The sequence below is a fragment of the Sphingobacterium sp. B16(2022) genome, from assembly GCF_012030425.1.
GTDB classification, from domain to species: domain Bacteria; phylum Bacteroidota; class Bacteroidia; order Sphingobacteriales; family Sphingobacteriaceae; genus Sphingobacterium; species Sphingobacterium anhuiense.
Genome location: NZ_JAAUVN010000001.1, coordinates 182,871 through 208,332 on the forward strand (window position 1 = coordinate 182,871; position 25,462 = coordinate 208,332).

At 35.5% G+C, this 25,462-nt stretch carries 24 protein-coding genes and 1 riboswitch; of the genes, 15 read left to right on the forward strand and 9 right to left on the reverse strand.

The features are described 5' to 3' along the window. Positions 1–74: 74 nt before the first annotated feature. Complete coding sequence (locus tag HCX49_RS00810; RefSeq protein WP_168125864.1) at positions 75–1,808, forward strand: thiamine pyrophosphate-dependent enzyme; 1,734 nt, start codon at positions 75–77, stop codon at positions 1,806–1,808. A gap of 51 nt (positions 1,809–1,859) precedes the next feature. On the opposite strand, the gene HCX49_RS00815 is transcribed toward HCX49_RS00810, so the two are convergent. The 6 genes from HCX49_RS00815 to ubiE form a co-directional block, all read right to left on the reverse strand. After that, positions 1,860–3,155, reverse strand: a complete 1,296-nt coding sequence (locus tag HCX49_RS00815; protein WP_168125865.1) for a voltage-gated chloride channel family protein — start codon at positions 3,153–3,155, stop codon at positions 1,860–1,862. Positions 3,156–3,205: 50 nt separating this feature from the next. Next, positions 3,206–3,268: riboswitch (Fluoride riboswitch) on the reverse strand. Positions 3,269–3,274: 6 nt separating this feature from the next. Next, positions 3,275–3,649 (reverse strand): DUF423 domain-containing protein, encoded by a 375-nt coding sequence (locus HCX49_RS00820; protein WP_021192264.1) that lies wholly within the window; start codon positions 3,647–3,649, stop codon positions 3,275–3,277. Between the two features lies 1 nt (position 3,650). Beyond that, positions 3,651–4,106: a GNAT family N-acetyltransferase gene (locus HCX49_RS00825; protein WP_168125866.1), complete on the reverse strand. Its 456-nt coding sequence runs from the start codon at positions 4,104–4,106 to the stop codon at positions 3,651–3,653. 50 nt (positions 4,107–4,156) lie between these two features. Then, a complete protein-coding gene (locus HCX49_RS00830; protein WP_021192262.1) occupies positions 4,157–4,606 on the reverse strand; it encodes a GatB/YqeY domain-containing protein in 450 nt (149 codons plus the stop codon). A 16-nt stretch (positions 4,607–4,622) separates the two neighbouring features. Then, on the reverse strand, positions 4,623–5,384 hold the full coding sequence (locus HCX49_RS00835; RefSeq protein WP_168125867.1) for an SDR family NAD(P)-dependent oxidoreductase: 762 nt from the start codon (positions 5,382–5,384) through the stop codon (positions 4,623–4,625). Positions 5,385–5,418: 34 nt separating this feature from the next. Continuing rightward, positions 5,419–6,159 (reverse strand): bifunctional demethylmenaquinone methyltransferase/2-methoxy-6-polyprenyl-1,4-benzoquinol methylase UbiE, encoded by a 741-nt coding sequence (gene ubiE, locus HCX49_RS00840; RefSeq protein WP_132772838.1) that lies wholly within the window; start codon positions 6,157–6,159, stop codon positions 5,419–5,421. A 432-nt stretch (positions 6,160–6,591) separates the two neighbouring features. On the opposite strand from ubiE, the gene dnaB reads away from it, so the two are divergent. Further along, entirely contained in the window at positions 6,592–8,199 is a 1,608-nt protein-coding gene (gene dnaB / locus HCX49_RS00845) for a replicative DNA helicase (protein WP_132845370.1), read from the forward strand. A 58-nt stretch (positions 8,200–8,257) separates the two neighbouring features. Here dnaB and HCX49_RS00850 read toward each other — a convergent pair whose 3' ends face one another. Continuing rightward, positions 8,258–8,662: a hypothetical protein gene (locus tag HCX49_RS00850; RefSeq protein WP_021192258.1), complete on the reverse strand. Its 405-nt coding sequence runs from the start codon at positions 8,660–8,662 to the stop codon at positions 8,258–8,260. 318 nt (positions 8,663–8,980) lie between these two features. Between HCX49_RS00850 and dinB the strand changes: the two genes are divergently transcribed. The 6 genes from dinB to HCX49_RS00880 all read left to right on the forward strand — a co-directional run bounded on the left by dinB (position 8,981) and on the right by HCX49_RS00880 (position 16,048). Then, on the forward strand, positions 8,981–10,078 hold the full coding sequence (gene dinB, locus HCX49_RS00855; RefSeq protein WP_168125868.1) for a DNA polymerase IV: 1,098 nt from the start codon (positions 8,981–8,983) through the stop codon (positions 10,076–10,078). Positions 10,079–10,180: 102 nt separating this feature from the next. Further along, positions 10,181–12,310 (forward strand): S9 family peptidase, encoded by a 2,130-nt coding sequence (locus HCX49_RS00860; protein ID WP_168125869.1) that lies wholly within the window; start codon positions 10,181–10,183, stop codon positions 12,308–12,310. Positions 12,311–12,464: 154 nt separating this feature from the next. Beyond that, positions 12,465–13,253 carry a hypothetical protein gene (locus tag HCX49_RS00865; protein ID WP_021192257.1) on the forward strand — a complete coding sequence of 263 codons (789 nt, stop codon included), beginning with the start codon at positions 12,465–12,467 and terminating at the stop codon, positions 13,251–13,253. A gap of 15 nt (positions 13,254–13,268) precedes the next feature. Beyond that, positions 13,269–14,423 carry a 1-deoxy-D-xylulose-5-phosphate reductoisomerase gene (locus HCX49_RS00870; RefSeq protein WP_132845377.1) on the forward strand — a complete coding sequence of 385 codons (1,155 nt, stop codon included), beginning with the start codon at positions 13,269–13,271 and terminating at the stop codon, positions 14,421–14,423. A gap of 24 nt (positions 14,424–14,447) precedes the next feature. Further along, a complete protein-coding gene (gene rseP, locus HCX49_RS00875; protein WP_132772828.1) occupies positions 14,448–15,773 on the forward strand; it encodes an RIP metalloprotease RseP in 1,326 nt (441 codons plus the stop codon). A gap of 71 nt (positions 15,774–15,844) precedes the next feature. Continuing rightward, complete coding sequence (locus HCX49_RS00880; RefSeq protein WP_021192254.1) at positions 15,845–16,048, forward strand: YwbE family protein; 204 nt, start codon at positions 15,845–15,847, stop codon at positions 16,046–16,048. 117 nt (positions 16,049–16,165) lie between these two features. Here HCX49_RS00880 and HCX49_RS00885 read toward each other — a convergent pair whose 3' ends face one another. Together HCX49_RS00885 and panB are read right to left on the reverse strand one after the other, a co-directional pair. After that, entirely contained in the window at positions 16,166–16,774 is a 609-nt protein-coding gene (locus HCX49_RS00885; RefSeq protein WP_132845379.1) for a hypothetical protein, read from the reverse strand. 13 nt (positions 16,775–16,787) lie between these two features. Then, complete coding sequence (gene panB, locus HCX49_RS00890; RefSeq protein WP_021192252.1) at positions 16,788–17,603, reverse strand: 3-methyl-2-oxobutanoate hydroxymethyltransferase; 816 nt, start codon at positions 17,601–17,603, stop codon at positions 16,788–16,790. A 126-nt stretch (positions 17,604–17,729) separates the two neighbouring features. On the opposite strand from panB, the gene HCX49_RS00895 reads away from it, so the two are divergent. From HCX49_RS00895 to HCX49_RS00925, 7 genes are all read left to right on the forward strand, one after another. Further along, complete coding sequence (locus tag HCX49_RS00895; protein WP_168125870.1) at positions 17,730–18,473, forward strand: RluA family pseudouridine synthase; 744 nt, start codon at positions 17,730–17,732, stop codon at positions 18,471–18,473. 9 nt (positions 18,474–18,482) lie between these two features. Further along, entirely contained in the window at positions 18,483–19,061 is a 579-nt protein-coding gene (locus HCX49_RS00900; RefSeq protein WP_168125871.1) for a TlpA family protein disulfide reductase, read from the forward strand. A 16-nt stretch (positions 19,062–19,077) separates the two neighbouring features. After that, complete coding sequence (pyrF, locus tag HCX49_RS00905) at positions 19,078–19,914, forward strand: orotidine-5'-phosphate decarboxylase (protein ID WP_132772822.1); 837 nt, start codon at positions 19,078–19,080, stop codon at positions 19,912–19,914. Positions 19,915–20,059: 145 nt separating this feature from the next. Then, positions 20,060–21,313, forward strand: coding sequence for a tetratricopeptide repeat protein (locus HCX49_RS00910; RefSeq protein ID WP_168125872.1), 1,254 nt, complete (start codon positions 20,060–20,062; stop codon positions 21,311–21,313). A 137-nt stretch (positions 21,314–21,450) separates the two neighbouring features. Beyond that, positions 21,451–23,001 carry a glutamine-hydrolyzing GMP synthase gene (gene guaA, locus HCX49_RS00915; protein WP_132772818.1) on the forward strand — a complete coding sequence of 517 codons (1,551 nt, stop codon included), beginning with the start codon at positions 21,451–21,453 and terminating at the stop codon, positions 22,999–23,001. Next, positions 22,958–24,247, forward strand: coding sequence for an ABC transporter substrate-binding protein (locus HCX49_RS00920; RefSeq protein ID WP_237682696.1), 1,290 nt, complete (start codon positions 22,958–22,960; stop codon positions 24,245–24,247). Before guaA ends, HCX49_RS00920 begins: the two co-directional genes overlap by 44 nt. A 2-nt stretch (positions 24,248–24,249) precedes the next feature. Continuing rightward, entirely contained in the window at positions 24,250–25,419 is a 1,170-nt protein-coding gene (locus HCX49_RS00925; protein ID WP_168125873.1) for an RsmB/NOP family class I SAM-dependent RNA methyltransferase, read from the forward strand. The last annotated feature ends 43 nt before the right edge of the window (positions 25,420–25,462 follow it).

Genomic DNA, 25,462 nt, shown 5'->3' on the forward strand with positions numbered 1-25,462 from the left:
TTAAAACTGATTCTATTTTTCATTGTTATTTAGTATAGGGGGTGTTGATTTCCCCTTAACTTAAATAATTTAATATGGCAAAGATTGTAGCAGATCAGTTGGTTGAAATGCTTGTGGAAGCAGGTGTAAAACGCGTTTACGCGGTTACTGGAGATAGTCTTAATTTTTTTAATGAAGCAATACGTAAAGATGGCCGACTTAAATGGATTCATGTGCGTCATGAAGAAGTTGGGGCTTATGCAGCGGCTGCTGAAGCGGAACTGGATGGAATAGCATGTTGCGCAGGTAGCTGCGGGCCTGGTCACGTTCATCTCATAAATGGTATGTATGATGCTCATCGTTCACACGTTCCCATGATTGTAATTGCTTCTACAATTAATACCTCGGAGATGGGCATGGGGTATTTTCAAGAGACAAATACTGTAAAGCTTTTTGATGACTGTAGTTGCTACAACCAATTAATAACTACTGCGGAACAGGCTCCTCGAATTATTCAGACTGCCATACAGCATGCAATAGGACAGAAAGGAGTTGCTGTCATCGGTTTGCCAGGGGATGTATCAGAAATGAAAGCTGAAGATTCTTCGGTGTCTACCCAATTATTTTATGTAAATCCTGTCATTCGGCCTTCTGATAGTGAATTAGACGCTCTTGCAAAAGTTATTAACGCGAGTAAATGTGTTACCGTTTTTTGCGGAATTGGAGCAGCTGGGGCTCATCCTGAAATTGTACAATTATCTCAAAAGATTTTGGCCCCAGTAGGGTATTCTTTTAGAGGTAAAATGGGGATTCAACATGATAATCCTTACGAAATAGGAATGACTGGTTTGCTAGGGCAAGCCGCAGCCTATCAAAGTATGCATGAGTCAGATTTGATTTTATTATTAGGTACGGATTTCCCTTATGATAAGTTTATGCCTACTAATAATAAGATTATTCAAATCGATACTGCTGTTGAACGATTAGGACGACGCGCAAAATTGGAAATGGGATTGTGCGGAGATATCAAGCATACTTTACAGGCACTTCTTCCGTTGCTGGAACAAAAAGAAGATGCAAGTTTCCTTGAAGCTCAGCTGAAGATCTATGAGAAAGTAAAGGACAATATGCGTAGTTTTATGCAAGAAAAAGGGGGGGAGGATACAATTCAGCCAGAATATTTGGCACACTGTATTAATGAACTGGCTACGGACAGTGCTATATTTACGGTGGACACGGGGATGACCTGTGTCTGGGGGGCGCGCTTTATTTCAGGGACTGGTAAACGGCAGATGCTCGGTTCTTTCAACCATGGATCTATGGCCAATGCCATGCCAATGGCAATTGGAGCTGCTTTGTCTCATCCAGAACAGCAAGTTATTGCATTATGTGGTGATGGTGGATTGTCGATGTTGCTTGGTGATTTAGCTACTATTAATCAATATCAACTGCCTGTAAAAATAATTGTTTTTAATAATCGGGCTCTTGGTATGGTCAAATTAGAGATGGAAGTTGCCGGACTTCCTGATAACGAAACCAATATGGTAAATCCTGATTTCGCCGCTATAGCGGAAGCGATGGGTTTTAAAGGTATGAATGTACATAAACCTGAAGAGGTTAGGAATGCTGTTGAGTTTGCTTTATCGCATCCTGGTCCAATTCTATTAAATGTTTTTACGAATCCAAATGCGCTAGCTATGCCTCCTAAGGTTGATTTTGATCAAATGGTAGGAATGGCAAAGTCAATGTCTAAATTGATGCTTGGGGGTAAAATGCAGGAAGTTTTGGATACGATTAAATCTAACTACAAACACCTTAAAGAATTGTAGTTGAAAAAGTTCAAGGATGGATTATTGGCGACAAATCCTTGAACTTTTTTATTATAGATTCCTTAATCGTTCGTAGATGTCATTTTGCCTTTTCTTTATGTGGAGATAGAAGTGATGTTTAGGGCCTGTGATGATCTGAGTTGTATAGATTCCTTTCGCTCCAGAAAAGAAATAGGCGACAAAACAAGCAATTGTAAAATAAATACTGGCTTCAAACCCAAATAATTCTACCCCCATCAGTATACAAGCCAGCGGTGTATTGGTTGCTCCTGCAAAAACAGCAATAAAACCCATTGCGGTCAATAATCCCATTGGTAGCGGAATAATTCCAAATAGGACATTACCTAGAGTTGCACCAATAAAAAATAATGGTGTTACTTCTCCACCTTTAAATCCTGCGGAAAGGGTGAAAGTGGTTAGTAATAGTTTGATAATAAAATCATAAGAATTTAATTGACTTTCGAATGAGGCTAATATGGTAGGAATTCCTAAACCTATATATTGTGTAGTTCCTAGCTGCCATATTAGGAAAATAAGGACAATACCTCCAATAAAAGGACGCAGGGGAGGGTATTGAATCTTTCTGAAAATGTAGCTAAAGATATCTCCGAATGCAGTGAATAGATAAGCTACTAATCCAAAAATTATACCTGCAATGACCGTATAAAGTAGATGTTGCGGATTGAGTGCGGGGATGATTTCTCGAATGTGATAATGTGTATGCGATACATTCCAGAAAGAACAGGCATAGTTGGCAATAAAGGCTGTCATGATACTTGGTATAAGTGCTTTTAATCTTGACTTTCCACCAGTTATAACTTCTAGTCCAAATAATGCACCTGCCCAGGGGGTTCCAAAAACAGAAGCAAATCCCGCACTTATCCCGATAATGATTAAAATCTTTCGATCGTCATGAGTTAACTTGAAAATTCTTGAGTATTGATCGGCGATTGCACCTCCTATTTGTACAGCGGTTCCTTCTCTTCCTGCAGAACCTCCAAAAAGATGTGTAAGCAACGTGCTGAATAAAACCAAAGGTGCCATTCTTAATGGGATGGTCTGTTCGCTTTGGTAATATTCTTTAAGCAGGAGATTATTGCCTTTGCCTGAAGGGCCACCATAGTAGTGATAAAGTAATCCAATTATTAAACCTGCTAATGGTAATCCTAGCATGATGACGGGATGAAGATCTCTGTAATTTGTTACCCAGGATAGGCTCGTGAGAAAGAAAGCTGAGATTGATCCTACAATAAACCCAACTGAAATGGCGATCGCTATCCATTTTAAAACACAAAAAGTCTTCTCTTTAAGTGCTATTTTTGATAAAGTGTTACTTTTAGTTGACATGTCTACTTACTTATTGTCATAAACGATTCTAGCGGATACAAAAAGTATCAGCAAAAGTAGACGTCATCAGCTCATTAAAGCGGTTAGTGGCAGACATCATTGCCTTGATATAGGTAAAGTTAAATAAAACGAATGATTAACGCAACCCAGCCAGCGATCATTAACAGTCCCCCTAATGGGGTAATTGGGCCTAAGAATTTTAAATTTTTATTCCAATATTGAGCAAATGACAGGAGGTAGATACTGATAGAAAATAATAAAGTTCCTGCCGTTATACTATAAAATACAAAACGTTCACTGTAAAGGTCGAAATGTAAATTAAACCCTAAGACCAGTAAGGTAATAGCCGAATACATTTGATAACGTACACCTACTTCAAAAGAGGTCAGTTTTTCTTCGCTAATTAGTTTCTTAAAAGCGTGTGCACCAAAGGCACCCAGCATAATGGCTGTAGAACCTAATATTGCGGCAGTAATAATAACAATATGATTCATATTAGTAAGTTTTAGGTTTTATCATGTCAATATGTGGGATTCCATAATCCAGGTATTCATCAGATACTTGTTCAAATCCGAAGCTTTCATAAAATTTCTTTAGATAGGTTTGCGCACCTATCTGAATCGCTGTGGTTCCATACTTTTCAGATATGCAGGTAAGCGATTTATTTATAAGAGCTTTCCCATAATTACAACCTCTAAAGGATGGGTTTGTTACAACTCGGCCAATTGCCGGTTCCGGATAAGATAGACCTGGTGGTACAATTCGGGCATAAACAACAATATCATTATTGATTTCTGCCCAAATATGGGCGCACTGATCATCTTTATTATCCAATTCTGGATAAAAGCATTGTTGCTCATTCACAAAGACATCAACACGTAATTTGAGGATGCGATATAATTCTTCTGTTGTTAATTCAGAGAATGTCTTATATTTCCAAAATAATTCCATAAAAAGAAGAGCTATATTACTATAGCCCTTTTTATATTAAGTATATGTAATTAAGCGAGTAAACTTTTTACAAGCTCGGAAATTGTCCTTCCGTCGGCTTTTCCTGCTAATTGTTGGTTAGCAGCACCCATTACTTTGCCCATATCTTTTACTGTTGAAGCTCCAGTTGTGCTGATTATTTCTTTGATAATCGCTTCCACTTCTTCTCTGCTGAGTTGCTTTGGTAAGTATGCTTCAATTACTTCTTGCTCTTCAACTTCGATCGCATACAGATCATCTCTGTTTTGAGTTTTGTAAATTTCCGCGGATTCTTTACGTTGTTTTACTAATTTTTGAAGAACTTTAATTTCTGTTTCTTCTGTCAATTCTTCGCTGTGGCCCTTTTCCGTTTTTGCTAATAAAATAGCTGCTTTGACAGCACGTAAGCCACGTAATTTGTTCGCATCTTTTGCGATCATTGCGGTCTTGATATCTTGATTTATTTTTTCTTCTAAAGTCATATTAAACTGAATTTTATTATTTTCTATTTACAATCGTTCCTGTTGCTTGTGCGGTTGGCATAATAATGAGATCGTTGATGTTAACATGCTTGGGTCTGCTAATCACGAAAGATATTGTTTCAGCAATATCTTTTCCCGTTAAAGCGTCAACTCCGTTATACACATTTTTTGCACGCTCGATATCACCTTTAAAGCGCACTTCTGAAAACTCTGTTTCTACCATTCCCGGATTTATGCCGGTTACTTTTATTCCTTTTGGAAGTAAGTCAATTCGCATTGCTTTATTAAGTGCATCTACTGCATGTTTACTGGCACAGTAGACATTTCCATTTGGATACACCTCTTTAGCGGCTATAGATCCTAAATTGACAATATGTGCTCCCTCTTGATTTTCTAATAGCGGTATGACTGTTTTTGTAACATATAATAATCCTTTGACATTTGTGTCGATCATGCGATCCCAATCGCCGATATCGCCATCTTGGATGCTATCTAAACCTTGGCTTAATCCTGCATTATTAATAAGTACATTTATATTTTTCCATTCTGAAGGTAAGTTCTCAATTTTAGATTTTACCTCATCATAATTGCGAACATCAAGTTCAAAGATATGAATCGCAATTTGTGGATATTGTTTATTAAGTCTATCCTTAATTTCCTCTAATCTTTGAAAACGACGCGCACAAAGTAATAAATTATATCCTTCACGCGCTAAGACTTCTGCACAAGCTTCTCCAATACCTGAACTTGCCCCTGTAATGAATACTGTTTTTGACATTGAATTAATTTAAAAATAAAATAAATTTGGTTCTCTATTTTGTGGCAATATATATCGTACAAACGCCAAAAGTCTGCGGGCGAATTATTGTGTTTGAAAAACCAACGGCTTTTGTAATTTCCGCAAATTTTTCACCATCAGGAAATCGAGCTACAGATTCAGGTAGATACGAGTATGCACTCGAATCTTTTGAGAAGAGTTTTCCTATTGTTGGGGTTATTCTTTTAAAATAAAAATTATACAATTGTTTAATTGGAAATTTTTTAGGATTAGAAAATTCCAATATTATTGCTTTTCCGCCAGGCTTCAATACACGACAGATATCTGCTAAGCCCTGATTTAGATTTTCAAAATTACGGACGCCAAATGCAACCGTTACAGCATCGAAGGTATTGTCGTCAAATTGCAACTGTTCTGAATCACCAAGTTGTACTTCAAATTGCTCAGATAAACCTTTTTGTTTAATCTTTTGCTGTGCAACATCAAGCATACCTTGCGAAATGTCTACGCCGATTATTTTTTTTGGATTCAATATTTTAATTGATTCCAGCGCGAAATCACCAGTTCCTGTTGCTACATCTAACATATATTGCGGAGCGATGGATTTTAAAGCATTAATTGCTTTTTTACGCCAGATGATATCAATGCCTAAGGATAGAAAATGATTTAAAAAGTCATAAGTTTTGGATATGTTGTTAAACATATCTGCAACTTGCTCTTTTTTACCGTCTTTTGCGTCCTTGTATGGTTTTAATGATGATGCTTCATTTGTCATAGTAGCAAAGATACAATATTCTGATTGAGCTTTAATATGATCGAAAAGGAAAAATCAAAATAGCAAAATTTTCTTGCAAATACTTTATTCAGCGTGACGATTTGAATACATTTTTAATTATTTATTATTTTTTTGATTGCGCTATTGTTGCGATAAATAGTGTAACTTTATTAACATTGGTGGAAGTTGTTAACAGTTGCTTAATGTCTTGTTAATTAGATGCTGTTTTTTATTATCAACATTTTTTTCAACATCAAATGTGGAAAACTTGAGTTGTAAATCAATGTTTATCAAAAGCTTTTGGGGTGATTGTTTTCACAACTAATTTGACTGTGTACAACTCTTGAAAAATGTCTACCTTATTTTTTTTACATTTGCTATCCGCTATCAGTTTTTTAGCGTACATGCACAAGTTTTTGGATATCATATAAGATGAGTAACGATAATAATTTTGAAGATAGTAATACTGGAACTGGTAAGAAGACCAATTTCGGAGAGCGTAGAACCAAACTCAATAATTTAGTCAGTGGATTAGGTAAACTTCCTCCACAGGCTTTAGATTTGGAAGAGGCGGTTTTAGGAGCTCTGATGTTGGAGAAAAATGCCTTAAGTGAAGTTATTGATATTCTTAAGCCAGAATCTTTTTACAAAGACGCTCATCAGAAAATTTTCGAATCTATTTTTAGCTTATTTCAGAAATCATCTCCTATTGACTTATTAACTGTTACTGCTGAGCTTCGAAAAATGGGAGCTCTGGAAATGGTTGGTGGAGCATATTATATAACACAATTAACTGATCGTGTTGTTTCTGCAGCTAATATTGAATTTCATGCGCGTATTATTTCGCAAAAATATATTCAACGTGAATTAATCAAAGTTTCAACAGAGATTATTAATAGTGCCTATGATGAAACTTCGGATATATTTGATCTTTTGGATCATGCAGAGAAGAGTTTATTTGATATTGCCCAGAATAATTTAAGAAGAGATTCTAGGAAAATGGATGATATCATGCGTGAAGCAATATCAAATTTGGAATTGTTGCGTGATCGTACAGATGGATTAACAGGTGTTCCTTCTGGTTTAACAGCATTAGATCGTATGACCTCCGGATGGCAACCTTCAGATTTAGTAATTATTGCGGCTCGTCCTGCGATGGGAAAAACAGCCTTTGTTTTATCTGTAGCACGTAATGCTGCTGTAGATCATAATAAACCTGTAGCCGTTTTCTCTCTTGAGATGTCTTCAGTGCAATTGGTTAATCGTTTGATAGCTGGAGAAACAGAAATTGAACAGGAGAAGTTGAAGAAAGGTAATCTGGCTGATCATGAATGGCAGCAACTGCATTCTAGAATTGGAAGGTTGACTGAAGCACCTTTAATTATTGACGATACACCAGCATTAAACGTATTTGAATTTAGAGCCAAGTGCCGACGTTTAAAAGCGCAGCATGATATCCAGATGGTCATTGTCGATTATTTGCAACTTATGCATGGAAAGGCCGAAGGAAAAGGTGGTGGTAATCGTGAGCAGGAAATCGGTAGTATCTCAAGGGCATTGAAATCTGTTGCAAAAGAGTTAAATGTTCCGGTATTGGCCCTTTCACAATTAAGCCGTGCGGTAGAGTCTCGTCCAGGGAATTCAAAACGTCCTATGCTTTCGGATTTACGTGAATCCGGATCTATTGAGCAAGATGCAGATATGGTATTATTTTTATACCGTCCGGAGTATTATGGTATGACCGAAGATGAAGAAGGTCGATCAACTGCTGGTGTAGGAGAGGTTATTATTGCTAAGCACCGTAATGGTGAAACTGGAATTGTACCACTTCGTTTTGTCGGTAAATATGTGAAGTTTGTTGATTTGGAAGATGAATTTACAGGTGTTGGTGCGGCGGATGGTTTTAATAATCCAACATCATTCAGTTCTCCAGCAATGAATCCTTCGGCTATGTTTAGTGGTAGTGATATGGGAGGGATGACTGGTGGTATTACGATGCCTTCACGTATGAATGACATGCCGGACGATGCGCCTTTTTAATAACTTTTGAATATACGGTTATAATAAAAGAAGCACTGTTTTGTAAACAGTGCTTCTTTTATTTCATACTGATTACTTTATCTACGATATAGACCGTATTTCCTCGCCAAGGTAGTGCTCCATGATATTCCTTATAATGCAGATCAAAGTACTTTCCACTATTTGATTCGAGTTGTTTAAAAACAGTATCGTCTTCAATTGAAAATTCAAATTGATTGCTTGCTACACCACCAGCTTTCATCTGTCCAAAACCCTCCTGAATAAGCTTTCCTTCATACGTTTTGAAAACATTTCCTTTTTTGACAGCATAATTTAAATATCCTGATTTAACACCTTCTCCGAAAACGAAGTAATATTTATAATATGTTATGCTAGCTCCAATTGCTAAAATAACTAAGATGGTGATAAATAAAAATTTTTTAAAACCTCCTTTTTTTTGTTGCGTATCTGTAGAATTAGTCATATCTGAGTTTAATTTTATAATAAACTTAAGTAAAATTGTTTAGATGAACAATAAAGTTTCGTTTATACTTAAATCAATTTTTAGGCCATCTTTTTTTATATCGGTATTTATAATTCCTTAATTAATACTGGTTTTGGTTGTCTAAAAATGTAATTATATAGTAATGCATTTATTTGCTGGAAGGAGTCGGTTTATTCTGATTATAGTCAATCCTTTATCTGCGTATTTATTTTTTTGCATTTGGTAATGATGAATTCAAAATAGTAAATGTTGAGACTTCTCTGTATAATATTATTTAAATTTGTTTTTTGAAAAACGATGGATGATACAATATTAAATAAGAAGAGGAAAATAATTCATTTAGATATGGATGCATTTTTTGCTTCTGTTGATCAACGCGATTTTGAAGAATTACGGGGTAAGCCTATCGCCGTTGGTGGATCTCCTGATGGACGTGGTGTTGTAGCCACTGCTAGTTATGAGGCGAGAAAATATGGTGTTAAGTCGGCTATGTCATCTATACAAGCTATAAAATTATGTCCCCACTTAATTTTTACTCGTCCTAGATTTGATGTTTACAAACAGGTGTCCGATCATATTCGTTCCATTTTTTATCGTTATACTGATTTGGTTGAACCGCTATCTTTGGATGAGGCGTTTTTAGATGTATCGGATGATAAACAACATATTGGGTCGGCTCTAGAGATTGCTAAGAGAATTAAACGTGAAATAAAAGACGAACTTAATTTGACCGTGTCTGCTGGGGTTTCGGTTAATAAATTCGTGGCAAAGATAGCTTCTGATATGAATAAACCTGATGGTTTAACTTTTATAGGCCCTTCAAAGATTGTAACTTTTATGGAGGAGCTACCTGTTGAAAAATTTTTTGGAGTTGGAAAAGTAACGGCAAATAAAATGCGCTCTTTGGGTATTTTTAAAGGTCTTGATCTAAAAAAGCAATCACATGTAGATTTGATGCGATGGTTTGGTAAATCGGGAGATTTTTTTTATCAAATTGTGAGAGGTATTGACAATCGAGCAGTTGTACCAAATCGTATTCGTAAATCTATTGGTATTGAAGATACTTTTCCTAGTGATATTGGACAGTTAGATGAATTAAAATCAATTTTGGAAGACTTAAATTCACGACTTTATACACGACTTGAAAAAGGTGGTAAATGGGGGAGAACTTTGACTTTAAAAGTAAAATTTGCAGATTTTACGGTGTTGACAAGAAGTATCTCTATCTTGGAGATTTTTAAACATCAAGAAGATATGTATCAAATTGCACTTTCATTACTTCTAAAACTGGAGTTTGATAAAAAGGTCCGGTTAATGGGGATTTCGATTTCAAATTTTAGAGATGAAAGTAATGACCGTTTCGAAGGTTATCAATTGTCTCTGTTTGATGATTAATTAAATTCGAGTTGTCTAATCACCTTGTTACAACTTAAATTTCTTGTAAATAGGGGCAATTTCCTATATTAGTGCTCAAACTTAGATAATCTTCATATTTAAATGAGTAAATTAATTACCGCGCTGAGTCTTACGGCTTTTATTCTGGTATCAGAATCTACAGTTCAGGCGCAACAAAAACGATTGGATTTTGATCAATCTTGGGGAAATCGAAATTCATTAACACAAAATGTCAACTTCTACCCTGGTTGGGCAAACAGTGTCGCTTATCTAGAACGTGATGCGAAAGATGGTAAAACGTATCAAATTGATTTGAAAAGTGGGAAACGTGAATTATATGTCGTTCCTGCCAAATCATCTGTCAAAGTATACGTTTCAAAAAATGATATTTTTATTCAGGACGGTAGTCAAGCAGCTAAGCAACTGACAAGTTCTCCTGATGTTGCAGAGCAAAACCCAACACTTTCACCAGATGGTAAACTTGTTGCTTTTACACGTAAAAGTGATTTGTATGCGATTGATTTAACGACAGGCAAGGAAATTCGTTATACTACCGATGGTACAGATGTTATCTACAATGGTTGGTCATCGTGGGTGTATTATGAGGAGATCTTAGGTAGATCAACTAATTATAAAGCTTTTTGGTGGTCGCCAGATAGTAAGAAGTTGGCTTTTATGCGCTTTGATGATACAAAGGTGCCTATGTTTCCAATTTATGTGTCGAAAGGTCAACACGGTTATCTAGAAGAAACCCGTTATCCTAAAGCTGGAGATCCAAATCCAGAAGTTAAGGTCGGTTTTGTAAATGCTACTGGTGGAGAAGTGACCTGGTCTGATTTTAACGAAAAGGATGATCAATATTTTGGCCAACCTTATTGGAGTTTTGATAGTAAAAACATCATGGTTCAATGGATGAATCGTGATCAGAATAATTTGAAATTTTATCAAGTTGATCCTAACTCTGGAGCTAAGAAAGAAATTTATGATGAAAAACAATCTTCATGGATTAATTTAGATCATGAAGAGCGTATCACCTATCTGGCCGATAACAAACACTATATATTAAAATCAGATAAGACAGGCTGGGCTCACTATTATCTTTATACTTTAGATGGTAAGTTATTAAATCCAATTACATCGGGTAATTGGCAGGTGACTTCATTAGAGTATATAGATGAGAAGGCAAAAGTAGTTTACTTCATGGCGCGTAAAGAGAATTCGGCACGTTATGATCTATATCGTGTTGACTTTTCAGGTAAGAATATGAAAAGACTGACATTTGGTGATTATTCGCATGATGTAAAAGTATCTCCTGACGGACATTATTTCATAACTAATTATTCTAACGTAAGCACACCTAATAAGGTAGCACTAGTTGACAATAAGGGTAAAATTGTAAAAGAACTGGCCGATAGTAGAGCATCGGATTTTAATACCTATAAATTTGGTGAGACAAAATACTTTACTATAAAGTCTGATGATGGCCAGTATGATTTACCTGTTGTCGTGACTTATCCGACGGATTTTGATGAAGCGAAAGAATACCCTGTTATTTTCAGTATATATGGTGGTCCTGACGCAGGTACTGTGAAAGATACATGGAAAGGTACAAGAAGTCAATATTGGGCTAATGAGGGTATTATTCAAGTGTCGGCTGATCATCGTGCATCTGGACAATTTGGAAAACAGGGCGTAGCACTTATGCATCGTAATCTGGGGCACTGGGAAATTATAGATTATTCTACTGTTGCGAAATGGTTTAAAGCAAAACCTTGGGTAGCTAAAAATAAATTTTTGATTACTGGCCATAGTTATGGCGGTTATATGACATGTTTAGCAATGACTAAAGCCGCAGATGTTTTTGATTTTGGGATAGCTGGTGCTCCTGTGACATCATGGGAGTTGTATGATACCCATTACACAGAGCGCTGGATGGATACGCCACAAGATAATGCAGAGGGATATAAAAATGGTTCTGTCTTAACTTATACGGATAATTACAAAGGTATTTTGAGAATTATGCATGGCGATATGGACGATAATGTTCATTTGCAAAATACCATGCAATTGGTTGATGCTTTGACCGATCGTTCTGTACCTTTCGAGTTGATGATTTATCCGGGTAGTCGTCACGGATTTGAAAGATCTAAAAATGCATATGATTTTAAAGAACGTGTACGTTTTTACTATCAGTATTTATTAGAAAAACCGGTTCCAAAGGACTTTAAATAGAGGTGTACCTATAACTAAAGCCTTCTCAGAATATTATTTGAGAAGGCTTTTTTGTTTTGCTATCTTTTGTGTGTAAAAAAAGATGAAATATTGAGTTGTTAAATTGTTGATAACCAAAAATTATTTCATCTTTGTGTAATTTATTTTTATTTCGATGATTCAGTTTCTCAAGGAGAGCACTTTTGCTGTTAATGAAGTTTTAAGCAGATCAATTCATATACTAAAGGGACATTATTTCTCAATAGGGGGATTGTTATTGTCTATTTTTTTATTGTTTGTTGTTGCTCATGAATTAACTTTTTATTTGGAGACCTCAAGTATACTTCTCAAAATTCCTTTGATGCTGTTATTTGCTGTAACTTTATTAGGCTTACAATTGTTTCTGTTTAAATTTATTTTGAATTTATTGGATCATAAAGAGCATGTGGGTGTTGTTAAAACATGGCCTTCCTGGGCAGAATTAATTAATTTTTTAGGTGGAATTGTCGTTTTTACATTAGCATCTATACTGATTCTTTTTTTTGCTATGATTGTTTGTTTCCCGCTTATCTATATGGGTATAGATACGGAGGTGGTATCATTTGAGATCGTACCAAATGTAGGAGCAATCTTATCCTTCTTTATATTGCTTCGTATCTCATTCTTTCCTTTTTTTATTATTGATAAAGGAATTAGTGTCATGAAGTCTTTGCGTTGGAGTCTGGCGATTACGAAAGGAAATATAATTCGTTTATTTTTAATTTTATTGAGTTTAGCTTTTGTTAGCGTATTAAATATTTATTGTGTTTATATGGAGTATTCCATTATGGCAATTATATTTAGTTTAATAAATTCATTTTTAATTATCCCGTTAACTTCTGTTGTCTATACAGTTGCTTACCGAGATATGGTTCAAGAATATAAGGGTAGTGAAGATCCGAGTATTTTAAGTAATATATTTTAATAAATAATTTTGATTTTGAATAAAAAAGGAATTGCGGTTTTAGGTTCAACGGGTAGTATAGGTACACAAACCTTAGATGTGGTACGCGCCTTTCCTGATCTTTTTCATGTTGTAGTATTGACCTGCGGTTCAAATGCTACTTTGTTAGTAGCGCAGGCATTAGAATTTTTGCCCGACGCTGTTGTTATTATCAATGAAGAACAAGTTGATTTTGTTAAATCAAAATTAGGACATACTCAAATTGCGGTTTACTCAGGTATGCAGGCTTTAGAAGAAGTGGTACAGTTTGAGTCGGTTGATGTTGTTTTGAATGCCATTGTAGGTGCTGCTGGACTCAGACCTACTGTTAAGGCTATTTCCTGCGGTAAGGATATCGCACTAGCTAACAAAGAAACACTGGTTGTTGCGGGTGAATTGGTGATGAGCTTAGCTTCTCAATATCAAGTTAAGATGTTGCCAGTCGACTCGGAACATTCAGCGATTTTCCAATGTTTGGTTGGTGAAGAAGCTAATCCGATTGAAAAAATATATATCACTGCCTCTGGAGGGCCTTTTCGTGGGAAGGACCGTTCGATATTGACTTCCGTAACAAAGGAACATGCTTTGAAACATCCGAATTGGGTAATGGGTGCTAAGATTACGATTGACTCGGCTTCATTAATGAATAAAGGACTCGAAGTAATCGAAGCAAAATGGCTTTTTGATCTGAAAGTAGACCAAGTTGATGTAATTGTACATCCTCAGTCCATTGTACATTCGCTTGTACAGTTTCAAGATGGATCTTTAAAAGCACAACTCGGATTGCCAGATATGAAGTTACCGATACAGTATGCCCTGTCTTATCCAAATCGTTTAAAGAATACTTTTGAACGGTTTAATTTTATGGATTATCCAGAATTAACTTTCGAAAAGCCAGATTTGGAAACTTTTAAAAATTTGGCATTAGCTTATGATTCTTTACGAAAGGGAGGGAATAGTGCCTGTGTACTCAACGCAGCAAATGAAGTCGTTGTGGATGCATTTTTGAAGGATAAGATTAGTTTTTTAGGAATGAGTGATGTGATCGAGACTGTATTGGAAAAAGTAAATTATCTTGCGAGACCAAGTCTAGATGACTATATTGAGTCCGATTATGCTGCAAGGAGAGTTGCGCAAGAAATAATCAATTAAGTAAATAATTATAGAAGAAGATACATGGGTGTTTTAATTATGGTGGCACAAGTCATATTGGGCTTGTCAATTTTGATCGTATTGCATGAGTTGGGCCATTTTTTAGCGGCACGCGCTTTTGGAATTAAAGTAGAAAAATTTTATTTATTTTTTGATGCATGGGGTGTCAAATTATTTAAATTCAAATATAAAGACTGTGAATATGGAATTGGCTGGTTGCCTTTAGGTGGCTATGTTAAAATTGCTGGTATGATTGACGAATCCATGGATACTGAGCAATTGAGTGGAGAGCCTCAAGAATGGGAGTTTCGTTCAAAACCAGCTTGGCAACGTTTGATCGTGATGCTAGGTGGTATTATTGTTAATGTCATTGTTGGTGTTGTTGTATTTTGGATGTTAACATTTAAAATGGGCACTACGGACATCAAGAATGATCAATTGGTGAATGGTATTGTACCCGGAGAAATTGGGAAGTCAATCGGCTTGCAGGCGGGAGACCGTATTTTGGCTATTGATGGCACTAAGATTGAAAACTATTCAGATTTAATTAGCTCTAAACTATTAATGGGAGGAGTAGATCTGACTGTAAATCGTGCTGGTGCTGATACAAAAATTCATGTTCCAGCGGATATCTTAAATACAATTGCGGATAAAAAAGATGAGAAATTTATAGAACCACGGATGAAAATGACCTCTGTTGCAGCTATTCAACCGGGTTCAGAAGCAGTTAAAATGGGTTTTCTTAAAGGCGATAGTATTGTTGCAGTTGACAATACGCCAATTCAGTTTTTTGATCAGTTTAAGGACCAATTGAAAGCAAAAGTCGGAAAACCAGTTGAATTGAAAATTGTACGCGATGGTCAAGAACAATCTTTAAAAGGTGTTGTGCCTTCTGATGCGATTTTGGGTTTTAATGTTAATCCGGATCAAACCATTAAAACATTTACGATTCATTATAGTTTAATGGAGTCTTTGCCAATGGGGGCAAAGAAAGCATTCACGGTTATTACTGATAATGCAAAAGGATTTGGTAAGATATTTAAGGGAGAGATTCGTGCCGATAAAGCTTTATCAGGTCCTGTAGGTATTGCGCAGTTGTTCGGTACTGAAGTGGACTGGGTACGCTTCTGGTCATTAGTAGGTATGTTGTCTATGGCTTTGGCATTCATGAATTTATTACCGATACCGGCATTAGATGGTGGACACGTGGTTTTCTTGTTGATCGAAATGATCCAAGGAAAACCATTAAGTGAAAAATTCTTAGAGAAGGCACAGATGGTAGGTTTCTTTATTTTACTTGCTCTAATGGTCTTTATTTTTGGAAATGACATTTTTAAATTATTCAAGTAAGGGATATTAAGTTTATACAAGGGGGTCTTACTTAATTTGTAAGACCCTTTTTATTTTTAGATATTTGTATTATGGATGGAAAAACAAGAGCAACGATTAAACCTGGTATGTTGGTTAACATTATCTTGAAAAAAGATCAGCGATCAGGAGAACTTACTGAAGGTATTGTTAAGGATCTTCTGACATCTGCACCATTTCACCATAGAGGAATCAAGGTTCGGTTGATGGATGGTCAGATCGGTCGAGTTGCAGAGATAATTGAGGATGACTTTTAACCTATTTTAGTTTTATAAAAAAAGCTTCTGACCTAAATAGGATAGAAGCTTTTTTTATAAAACATTTTAAGAAATTGCTCTTTCGATCTTCATTATAGACCACATTTATAACTGGTCTTAGATGATCGGAAATATCTTTTTCTGAATATCTATTTTAAAATTCTTTTGTAGGGAATCAAAAAATAAATGATTGCTTGGATTATTTTGAAAGACTAAATACGGAATCTCTATAATCTCTTTTTGTGTTTTTATTCTAAAGTACCCAAATAATAATCCTTTTGTATTTTGGATTGATTCAATTTGTTGCACTGCCTTAACATCTCGTAACAAATTAAAGTGATAAGGGTCTTTTGTCATAGATTCAATGATTACATCTTCAGTTTGCTTATTATACCAAATTACTTGACTGCTCGTTTTCTTTAAATGATTCTTAAAAAGAAAAAGGTAACCAATCATGTATATTGATATTGGAAATAGGAATAGTAAAATCTTTATCTTGATTATCAGCGCAAGCATAATAATCAATAAAATTGCTCCTATACCTACATTTTTCATTACCTTTTGAGATGTATCTGCTATGATAACTTTGGATGTATCTATTTTTTGATAACCATTTTTTACAATAATAGCTGGACTATTGGTTGCGGTAAATGACGCGGACAGCTTTTTACTGATGTAGTACAATAAAAATAAAATAAGTCCAACTATTAATATAACTTTGGTCATGACAGTTTATATGTTAATACTGTTCATTATCATTTGGATAATTAACTGATTTTACATCAGCTACATATTGTCCTACAGCTCCTGTTATTTCTTGATATAATTGTGCATATTGTCTTAAAAACTTAGGTTTAAAGCCTTTAGTCATACCTAGCATATCATTGACAACTAGAACTTGTCCGTCACATTGGTTACCAGCGCCTATACCAATAGTCGGTATCGCTAAACTTGCACTTACTTCGGCAGCAAGTGCTGCTGGTATTTTTTCCAACACGATGGCAAAACAACCTGCTTCTTGCAGTGCTAGCGCATCGGCCTTTAATTTTTCAGCTTCATTATCATCTTTAGCACGAACACCAAAATTTCCAAATTTATTAATTGCTTGTGGTGTTAATCCCAGATGTCCACAAACTGGTATTCCCGCATTTATAATTTTCTTAATGTTGTCAATGATTTCTAGACCACCTTCCAATTTAAGGGCGTGTGCTCCCGACTCTTTCATGACACGTACTGCAGATAAATAGGCTTGATCGATGCTTCCCTGATATTCGCCGAAAGGAAGATCCACTACAACCATTGCTCTAGTTGTACCTCTTACAACAGATGCCGCGTGGTAGATCATCTGGTCTAAGGTGATGGGCAGTGTTGTTTCATAGCCTGCAAATACGTTCGCAGCGGAGTCGCCTACTAAAATGATATCGATGCCACCTTCGTCAAGTGCTTTTGCCATGGTGAAATCATAACCTGTTAACATCGCGATTTTTTCATGACGATGTTTCATTTCCTGTACCTGTACTGTAGTGATACGTTTTATTTCTTTATTTACAGACATTACTGATTTGTTTAAATTAACCAAAATTAGAGAAATTCGTTGAATTAAGGTCATTAATTATTGATTTTAAAATGATAGTTTGGTAATTAGCAGATTAAATTGCTTTGATTTTACTATTTTTGCAGGATGAGAGAAAACGAAACTCGCTTATTTAAATTTCCAAAATTTTCCGATCTAATTGTTTTTGAAGATGATAATTTGATTGTTATCAATAAACCCCCTTTCATTGCTTCGTTAGATGAGCGTGAAGGAGGAGAGATCAATATTTTACGATTAGCAAAAAAATATTACGCAGATGCGCAGATTTGTCACCGGTTAGATAAGGAAACTTCTGGATTATTATTGATTGCTAAAAATCCTGAGACTTACCGTTCTGTTTCTATTGAATTTGAAAGACGTCGTGTCAATAAGGTATATCATGCTATCATTGCAGGTACACATACATTTACGGATTTAAAAGTTGAGTTACCCATTTTAAATCAAGGAAGCAAAAATGTGTCAATAGATCGCGCCAAAGGTAAGGCGGCTACTACAATTTTTAATTCAATACGTTATTTTAACCACTATACTTTAGTCGAATGTAAGCCTATTACAGGCCGTATGCATCAAATTCGTATTCACTTAGCCACACAGAAAGCTGCAATTGTGGGAGATGATATGTATCATGGAAAACCGGTATACTTGTCACAGATTAAAAAACGTGGGTTTTCTTTGGCTAAAAATGAAGAGGAACTACCAATTATGAAGCGCTTTGCTTTGCACTCCCGGTATGTTGACTTTACAATTGATGAAAAGAAGTTTGAGTTTGAAGCCCCATATCCAAAGGATTTTGCGACTTTGCTTAAACAGTTAGAAAAGTTTGATTCTTAAATGCCGATCATGAATCCGAAAACAAAAAAAATAATTGGCAATTCAGTATTTGTCGTTATCATTCTTTTGCTTTTGTGGCCAACAAGTAGAGCTTATTTTCAACAAGGCTTAATGAAAATTGGTTTATTTAAACCAACATTGGAAGAACCTGAAAAAATAGATTCGCAGATTTCTGTTCAGAATAACATTTCTTTTAAAAATGATAAAGGGGAGATCGTGAATATGAACGATCTAAAGGGTAAAGTTGTATTCATTAATTTTTGGGCCACATGGTGTCCTCCTTGCATTGCAGAAATGCCTTCCATTGCTACGTTATATGAACGATTGAAAGGTAATAGTGAAGTCGTTTTTCTGATTGTAGAAATTGAAGGAGAATCTGAGAAGGCAAATAAATTTATGACGCGTAAACAATTAAATCTACCCGTTTATTATCCAAATTCACAAATTCCTAAAGAATGGTTAGGTGGTTCTATACCAACGACATTGATTATCAATAAACATGGTGAGATTGCTACTAAACATGAAGGTTTAGCAGATTATTCTCGCCAGGAAGTTTCAGATTTTATAATTGAATTAACAAAAAAATAAGTACAGAATAACCGGTATGACTAGAGCAGAACTTATTCAACAGATTAAGATAAAAAAATCATTTCTTTGTGTTGGTTTAGATACAGATATTACAAAAATACCAGAGCATCTACTGGCAGAGGAGGATCCAATTTATACCTTTAATAAGGCCATTATTGATGCTACATCAGATTTGTGTGTCGCATACAAACCGAATATCGCATTTTATGAGAGTTACGGTATTAAAGGATGGCAGTCTTTGCAAAAAACTTGGGAGGCTTTACCTAAAGATTGTTTGAGTATTGCTGATGCTAAACGTGGTGATATCGGAAATACATCAAAAATGTATGCACAGGCATTTTTTGATGAAAAGCAATCTGGATTAGGTTTTGATTCCATTACGATAGCACCATATATGGGAAATGATTCTGTTACTCCCTTTTTAGATTTTGATGGCAAATGGGCAATTGTACTGGCATTGACATCAAATGCAGGAAGCTTGGATTTTCAAAATTTTAAGAATGAATCAGGTTTGCAGTTATTTGAGCAAGTCATTGATAAAGTGAATACATGGGGAACAATTGAAAACCTGATGTATGTAGTAGGTGCGACCCGTGGTGAAGGTTTTATTAAGATTCGTGAGCATGCTCCTGATCATTTCCTTTTAGTTCCGGGTGTTGGAGCGCAGGGAGGTTCTCTTCAAGATGTCTGTCAATATGGAATGAATAAGGATTGTGGCCTTTTAGTAAATAGCACAAGAGGTATTATCTACGCTTCAAAAGGACATGATTTTGCGGAGAAAGCAAGAGAAGAGGCTTTGAAATTACAACAAGAGATGGAAGCCGAATTAATTAAGGCTGGAATTATTAGTTAATTCTTACATATCGGCATATTGAAAAGCTTCAGATCGAAAGGTCTGAAGCTTTTTTTGTTGGAGATTTTATTTTATGTATTTAGATGATTGATCGTGATTATTCATAAAGAAGAAATTGTAAATTTAAAATATAAAATAGATAACAATGAATGTAGTGAGTACTCTACTATTAGCATGTATGCTAGGAACTGGCTGTGTGGTTGATGCACAAGAGATCGAAAATATTGTAGAGGGTGAAGTTTTTACTTCAACAAAGTCTAGTGAAGATATGTATCAGTTAGTCTGGAAACTTTACAAATCTAACAAGCACGAAGAAGCTTTAAAACTTATCGATAAGCTTATCGCTCAAGATAAAACAATAAGTGCTTATTACGAATTGAAATGCTACATCTTAATTGCACTGAAAAGAAACGCAACTATTATTGAGACTGCCACGAAGGGTATCGCATTAGATCCTGATAATCATTCGTTTTACGATATAAGAGGTAATACTTATTATTTTGATTTAAAACCCGAATTGGCAAGATCTGATTATCAAAAGGTACTCCAATTGGAAAAAAATAATGCTCGTTATTATAATAATTATTTGAAGTTACTTAATGAAATGCGCAAGGATGATGAATTGATAAATGTATTTAAGCTTTTCGAGAATAGCATGGTAAGTGGAGAAGATATCAAGGAACCTCGATTTATAGCTGATGTTTACTTTTATGGAGCCTTGGCCTATCAACGTCAAAAAGATAATTTAAGAGCTGTTGACCTTCTTGGGAACGCAATTAAAAAATCTCCAGAAGCAGCGATGTATTACAATAATAGAGGTTTGATATTTCAAGATCTAAACAAACTGGAAGCTGCAAAGAAGGATTTGGATAAAGCTATTGAATTGGATCGTGATAATCCTGTTTATTATGAAAATAGATATGCTATCTTTTTTGATTTAAAGAAATATCAAGAGGCGCAAAATGACCTATTAAAAGTAATTAGTCTGGGAAATTCTGATCTAGATATCTATGCTGCATTGGCACTGACCTATGATGTTCTTAATAATTATCCAAAAGCTGCTGAATATTATGATTTGGTTTTACGTAAAAATCCAAATCAAACAATGATTCTAAGTAACTATGCTTATGCTTTATTTGAATTGAATCAATTATCTAAAGCTATTGAAATGTTTGAACGGGCGCTTGTTACTGATCCTGCAGAGGTTGATATTTTGGTAGGTCTAGCAGTCTTATATCATGTTGATGGGGAAGAAAATAAGTCTAAAGATTTATTTCAGGACATTAAAATCAAGACAAAATATGAGGCGAAAAAACAGCTACTCGAAACTTTGGAAAAGGAAGATTATAGATTTTCTTCAAAATTTAAAGCAGCATGGGAAAACTGTTTTAGTGATTAATGTTATTTAAGCCTGATCAAAAGCTGTTATTTTTTTGCAATAAAAATAGGGTGTGTTTTATATAGAATGAGTATTTTGAGAAGATTTAAGTCAAATTTCCTTTCTATAAATTCATATCAAATGCGTAACTTTGCGCCATGCCAGAAAAAATTATAATTCTTGACTTTGGTTCGCAATACACGCAATTAATCGCGCGTCGTGTAAGAGAACTTAATGTGTATTGTGAAATTCACCCATTTAACAAATTACCTGAATTTGACGAGACTGTAAAGGGAGTAATCCTTTCGGGAAGTCCATATTCAGTAAGACAAGAGGAAGCTCCTCAAATTGATTTTAAATCAATTCAAGAGCGTTTTCCTTTATTAGGTGTTTGTTATGGTGCACAATATATCGCTCAAAAATCAGGAGGTGAAGTATTACCTTCGGAAATCCGTGAATATGGACGTGCTAATTTGCAATTTGTGAATGCTGAGAATGAATTATTAGCGGGTGTACCGGTTCAGTCTCAAGTATGGATGTCTCATGGTGATACTATTAAAGAAGTTCCTTCAAACTTTGAAATTATCGCAAGTACAGATAAAGTACGTGTAGCAGCTTATCACATTATCGGTACAAGAACTTTTGGTATTCAATTTCATCCAGAGGTGACCCACAGTACAGATGGCGTTGTTTTATTGAAAAACTTTGTTGTGGAGATCTGTGGATGTGCTCAAGAGTGGACTCCAGATGCTTTTGCTGAAACAAGTGTTGCTTCTCTGAAAGCGGAATTAGGTGACGATCACGTAATTTTGGCATTATCAGGAGGAGTTGATTCTACTGTTGCAGCTGTTTTATTACATCAAGCCATTGGCAAAAATTTGCATTGTATTTTTGTTGATCATGGTTTGTTACGTAAAGGTGAATTTGAACAGGTTTTGGATTCATATAAAAACATGGGACTTAACATTAAAGGTATAAACGCAAAAGAATTATTTTTTGGTCGTTTAGCTGGTGTTTCTGATCCTGAACAAAAACGTAAAATTATCGGTAATTCTTTTATCGATGTATTCGATGAGGCAGCAAAAGAAATTCAAAAGGAATTGCCTGAAGGTATTGAGGCAAAATGGTTAGGTCAAGGTACTATTTATCCAGATATCATTGAATCGGTATCGGTTAAGGGGCCTTCTGCGACTATTAAATCGCATCATAATGTTGGCGGTTTACCTGACTACATGAAGCTGAAAGTAGTAGAGCCTCTGAAGACTTTATTTAAAGACGAAGTAAGACGTGTTGGTAAAACATTGGGTGTTGATCCAGCTATTTTAGGCAGACATCCTTTTCCTGGTCCAGGGTTAGCTATTCGTATCTTAGGAGATATCACTGAAGATCGTGTACGTATTGTACAAGAAGCTGATGATATTTACATCCGTAATTTGAAAGAAGCAGGATGGTATGATAAGGTTTGGCAAGCTGGCACGATTTTTCTTCCTGTTCGTTCTGTAGGAGTGATGGGCGATGAGCGTACATATGAGCATGTTGTTAGTTTACGTGCTGTAGGTTCATTGGACGGCATGACTGCAGATTGGATTCACTTACCTTATGATTTGTTGGCAAAGATTTCAAATGAAATTATCAACCACGTCAAAGGCATTAATAGAGTTGTATATGATATCAGTTCAAAACCACCAGCGACGATTGAGTGGGAATAAAATTGCTCTTGCAGTAGCATTGGCTTTAAGTCTTGCAAGCTGTACGACAAAAAAAACAGGCGTACTTCGCTCACCTTCTAGTAAAGGTGAGCAGGGTACTGTTTCTAATAACAGCGGTAAAACTGCTGCTGAACAGGCTGAAGAAGCCAAAAAACTCGAAGCTGCTAAAGCGAGTGAAAACCTTAAAAATCAAAAATCAATTGCGCTTCTTTTACCTTTTCAATTAAACCGTATCGCAGGTATGCGTCCCACGGCTGAAGACGTTAAAAGATCGGCTTTAGCGTTGGATTTTTATCAAGGGTTTCAACTTGGCTTGGAAGAATTGGGTGAAAAGGGAAGTAAATTTAGTTTAAAGGTTATAGATTCTGAAGATGATAATTTTAGAAACACTTCTTTAGCTGCTTCAGCGTCTATAAAAAATGCCAATTTAATTGTAGGACCTGTTTATCCAAAAGAGATTAAAGCATTTGCACAAGCCTTTAAAGAGAAAAATATTTTACAAATTTCACCTTTAGCGGCAACTTTGGCTTCCGAGTTTGCGATTCCCAATTTAGTGTCTTTAACGCCTTCTATTCGTGCTCACTCTGAAATTATGGCGAAGCATGTAGCCAAGCAATATGCTTATGGCGACGTTGTTTTGGTTTACAATATACAAGATGGCGATAGTAAACAGTTTTTGGATAACTTTGCATCAGAGGCATTGGGTTATAATAAAAGTCTGCAAATAAAAGTTGTGACTTCTATAGCTGAATTAAACGAAAACTTAGTTGTTGCTGGGACTAATCATATTGTCTGTGGTACTACAAATAGAAATCAGATTAGAGCGTTATTAGCAAATATGGACGTGCAAAGCAGTGAGTCGGGTTATGCTTTTAAGTTGTATGGTCACCCAAATTGGGCAAAATTATCTTTTGAAGATTACACGAATATTGATCGTTATGAGTTGACCGTGACGACATCAACATTAGTGGATGAAAATGCTGAGCGAACAAGACGATTTAATCAAAAGTATAAGAATAAGTTTCAGGTAATTCCGTCAGATTTTTCTTATAAAGGTTACGATGCCGCTATTTATTTTGGGGGCTTAATTGCTAAGTATGGCGATGACTACGCGCAACATTTGGTTAAGGAAACCTATTCTGGAATAAATAGTGATTTTAGTTTTGATTACTTTCCTGAGTGGGGATATGTAAATAGAGGGGTTCGATTTATGGTGTATCGTAATAATAGTTTTGATAGGAAGTAAAGATGAGTGATTTTAGTGAAAAAAGAGTACAGCAGCAAATTCGTAATTTTGAAAGAGCAATGGATGGTTATGAAGGGAATGAGCCGTTTGCTCGTTATCTAACTTCATTTTTTAAAATTAATAAGCAAATGGGATCAAAGGACAGAAAATGGACTTCCCGGTTGTGTTATAATTATTTTCGATTGGGTAAGGGGGCAACGCAGCTTTCTCAACAAAAAAGATTAATCATTGCGGAGTACTTATGTGAAACAGAAAGTCCATTTGTCGCTTTATTTGAACCTGATTGGAATTTAAGCCTATCATTGGAAGAAAAAATAGCTTTTTTAAAAAAACTAGAATTATTGGAGCTAGATACCATTTTTCCTTTTAAAAATTACCTTTCATCTGCGATAGATCAGGTTGATTTTATACAAAATCAATTCTTGCAACCTGACTTATTTATTCGGATTAGAAAAGGTAAGGAAAAGTTTGTGAAAGCTATTTTTGAAGCGGAACAGATCGGCTATAAATTTATAACGGAACAAACTGTTGCTTTAGCAAATGGAACTTCACTACAGCGGTTTAAGGATCTCGATGGTGTAATCGAAGTGCAAGATCTTTCTTCTCAGCGGACCCTTGAATTTATGGATGCTTTGCCGAAAGAAAATTGGTGGGATGCCTGTGCCGCTTCTGGTGGTAAGGCTTTATTGTTCCTAGATAAGCATCCGACTACTAATTTATTGGTTTCAGATGTTCGTATGAGCATTCTGCGTAATTTAGATGAACGTTTTGAGAGGGCAGGTATAAAAGATTATCGAAAAAAAATAGTTGATTTAACGAAAGATACTACGCCTATTTTGGGAGTTGAGCTTTTTGATGGAGTTATTTTAGATGCTCCATGCACCGGCTCAGGAACTTGGGGTCGTAGCCCTGAAAATATTAGTTATTTTAATGCAAAGAAGATCGATGAGTTTGCCACATTGCAAAAAGAAATTGCTAAAAATGTTTCATTGCATTTGAAAGTGGGTAAACCGTTGGTATACATCACTTGTTCTGTTTTTGAGAAAGAAAATGAGGAGGTGATTGCTTATATTCAAAAAGAACTGGGGTATAGTCTCCATTCTTATAAAGTATTAAAAGGATATTATGAAAAGGCGGATAGTATGTTTGTTGCCCGTTTAATCAAACTTTAATAAAATAAGAAATTTATAATTATAAAAGCCATTTGCATATCGC

Coding starts and splice junctions, on each gene's coding strand:
- HCX49_RS00810 (WP_168125864.1), top strand. CDS start 75: ATGGCAAAGATTGTAGCAGATCAGTTGGTTGAAATGCTTGTGGAAGCA.
- HCX49_RS00815 (WP_168125865.1), bottom strand. CDS start 3,155: ATGTCAACTAAAAGTAACACTTTATCAAAAATAGCACTTAAAGAGAAG.
- HCX49_RS00820 (WP_021192264.1), bottom strand. CDS start 3,649: ATGAATCATATTGTTATTATTACTGCCGCAATATTAGGTTCTACAGCC.
- HCX49_RS00825 (WP_168125866.1), bottom strand. CDS start 4,106: ATGGAATTATTTTGGAAATATAAGACATTCTCTGAATTAACAACAGAA.
- HCX49_RS00830 (WP_021192262.1), bottom strand. CDS start 4,606: ATGACTTTAGAAGAAAAAATAAATCAAGATATCAAGACCGCAATGATC.
- HCX49_RS00835 (WP_168125867.1), bottom strand. CDS start 5,384: ATGTCAAAAACAGTATTCATTACAGGGGCAAGTTCAGGTATTGGAGAA.
- ubiE (WP_132772838.1), bottom strand. CDS start 6,159: ATGACAAATGAAGCATCATCATTAAAACCATACAAGGACGCAAAAGAC.
- dnaB (WP_132845370.1), top strand. CDS start 6,592: ATGAGTAACGATAATAATTTTGAAGATAGTAATACTGGAACTGGTAAG.
- HCX49_RS00850 (WP_021192258.1), bottom strand. CDS start 8,662: ATGACTAATTCTACAGATACGCAACAAAAAAAAGGAGGTTTTAAAAAA.
- dinB (WP_168125868.1), top strand. CDS start 8,981: ATGGATGATACAATATTAAATAAGAAGAGGAAAATAATTCATTTAGAT.
- HCX49_RS00860 (WP_168125869.1), top strand. CDS start 10,181: ATGAGTAAATTAATTACCGCGCTGAGTCTTACGGCTTTTATTCTGGTA.
- HCX49_RS00865 (WP_021192257.1), top strand. CDS start 12,465: ATGATTCAGTTTCTCAAGGAGAGCACTTTTGCTGTTAATGAAGTTTTA.
- rseP (WP_132772828.1), top strand. CDS start 14,448: ATGGGTGTTTTAATTATGGTGGCACAAGTCATATTGGGCTTGTCAATT.
- HCX49_RS00880 (WP_021192254.1), top strand. CDS start 15,845: ATGGATGGAAAAACAAGAGCAACGATTAAACCTGGTATGTTGGTTAAC.
- HCX49_RS00885 (WP_132845379.1), bottom strand. CDS start 16,774: ATGACCAAAGTTATATTAATAGTTGGACTTATTTTATTTTTATTGTAC.
- panB (WP_021192252.1), bottom strand. CDS start 17,603: ATGTCTGTAAATAAAGAAATAAAACGTATCACTACAGTACAGGTACAG.
- HCX49_RS00895 (WP_168125870.1), top strand. CDS start 17,730: ATGAGAGAAAACGAAACTCGCTTATTTAAATTTCCAAAATTTTCCGAT.
- HCX49_RS00900 (WP_168125871.1), top strand. CDS start 18,483: ATGAATCCGAAAACAAAAAAAATAATTGGCAATTCAGTATTTGTCGTT.
- pyrF (WP_132772822.1), top strand. CDS start 19,078: ATGACTAGAGCAGAACTTATTCAACAGATTAAGATAAAAAAATCATTT.
- HCX49_RS00910 (WP_168125872.1), top strand. CDS start 20,060: ATGAATGTAGTGAGTACTCTACTATTAGCATGTATGCTAGGAACTGGC.
- guaA (WP_132772818.1), top strand. CDS start 21,451: ATGCCAGAAAAAATTATAATTCTTGACTTTGGTTCGCAATACACGCAA.
- HCX49_RS00920 (WP_237682696.1), top strand. CDS start 22,958: ATGATATCAGTTCAAAACCACCAGCGACGATTGAGTGGGAATAAAATT.
- HCX49_RS00925 (WP_168125873.1), top strand. CDS start 24,250: ATGAGTGATTTTAGTGAAAAAAGAGTACAGCAGCAAATTCGTAATTTT.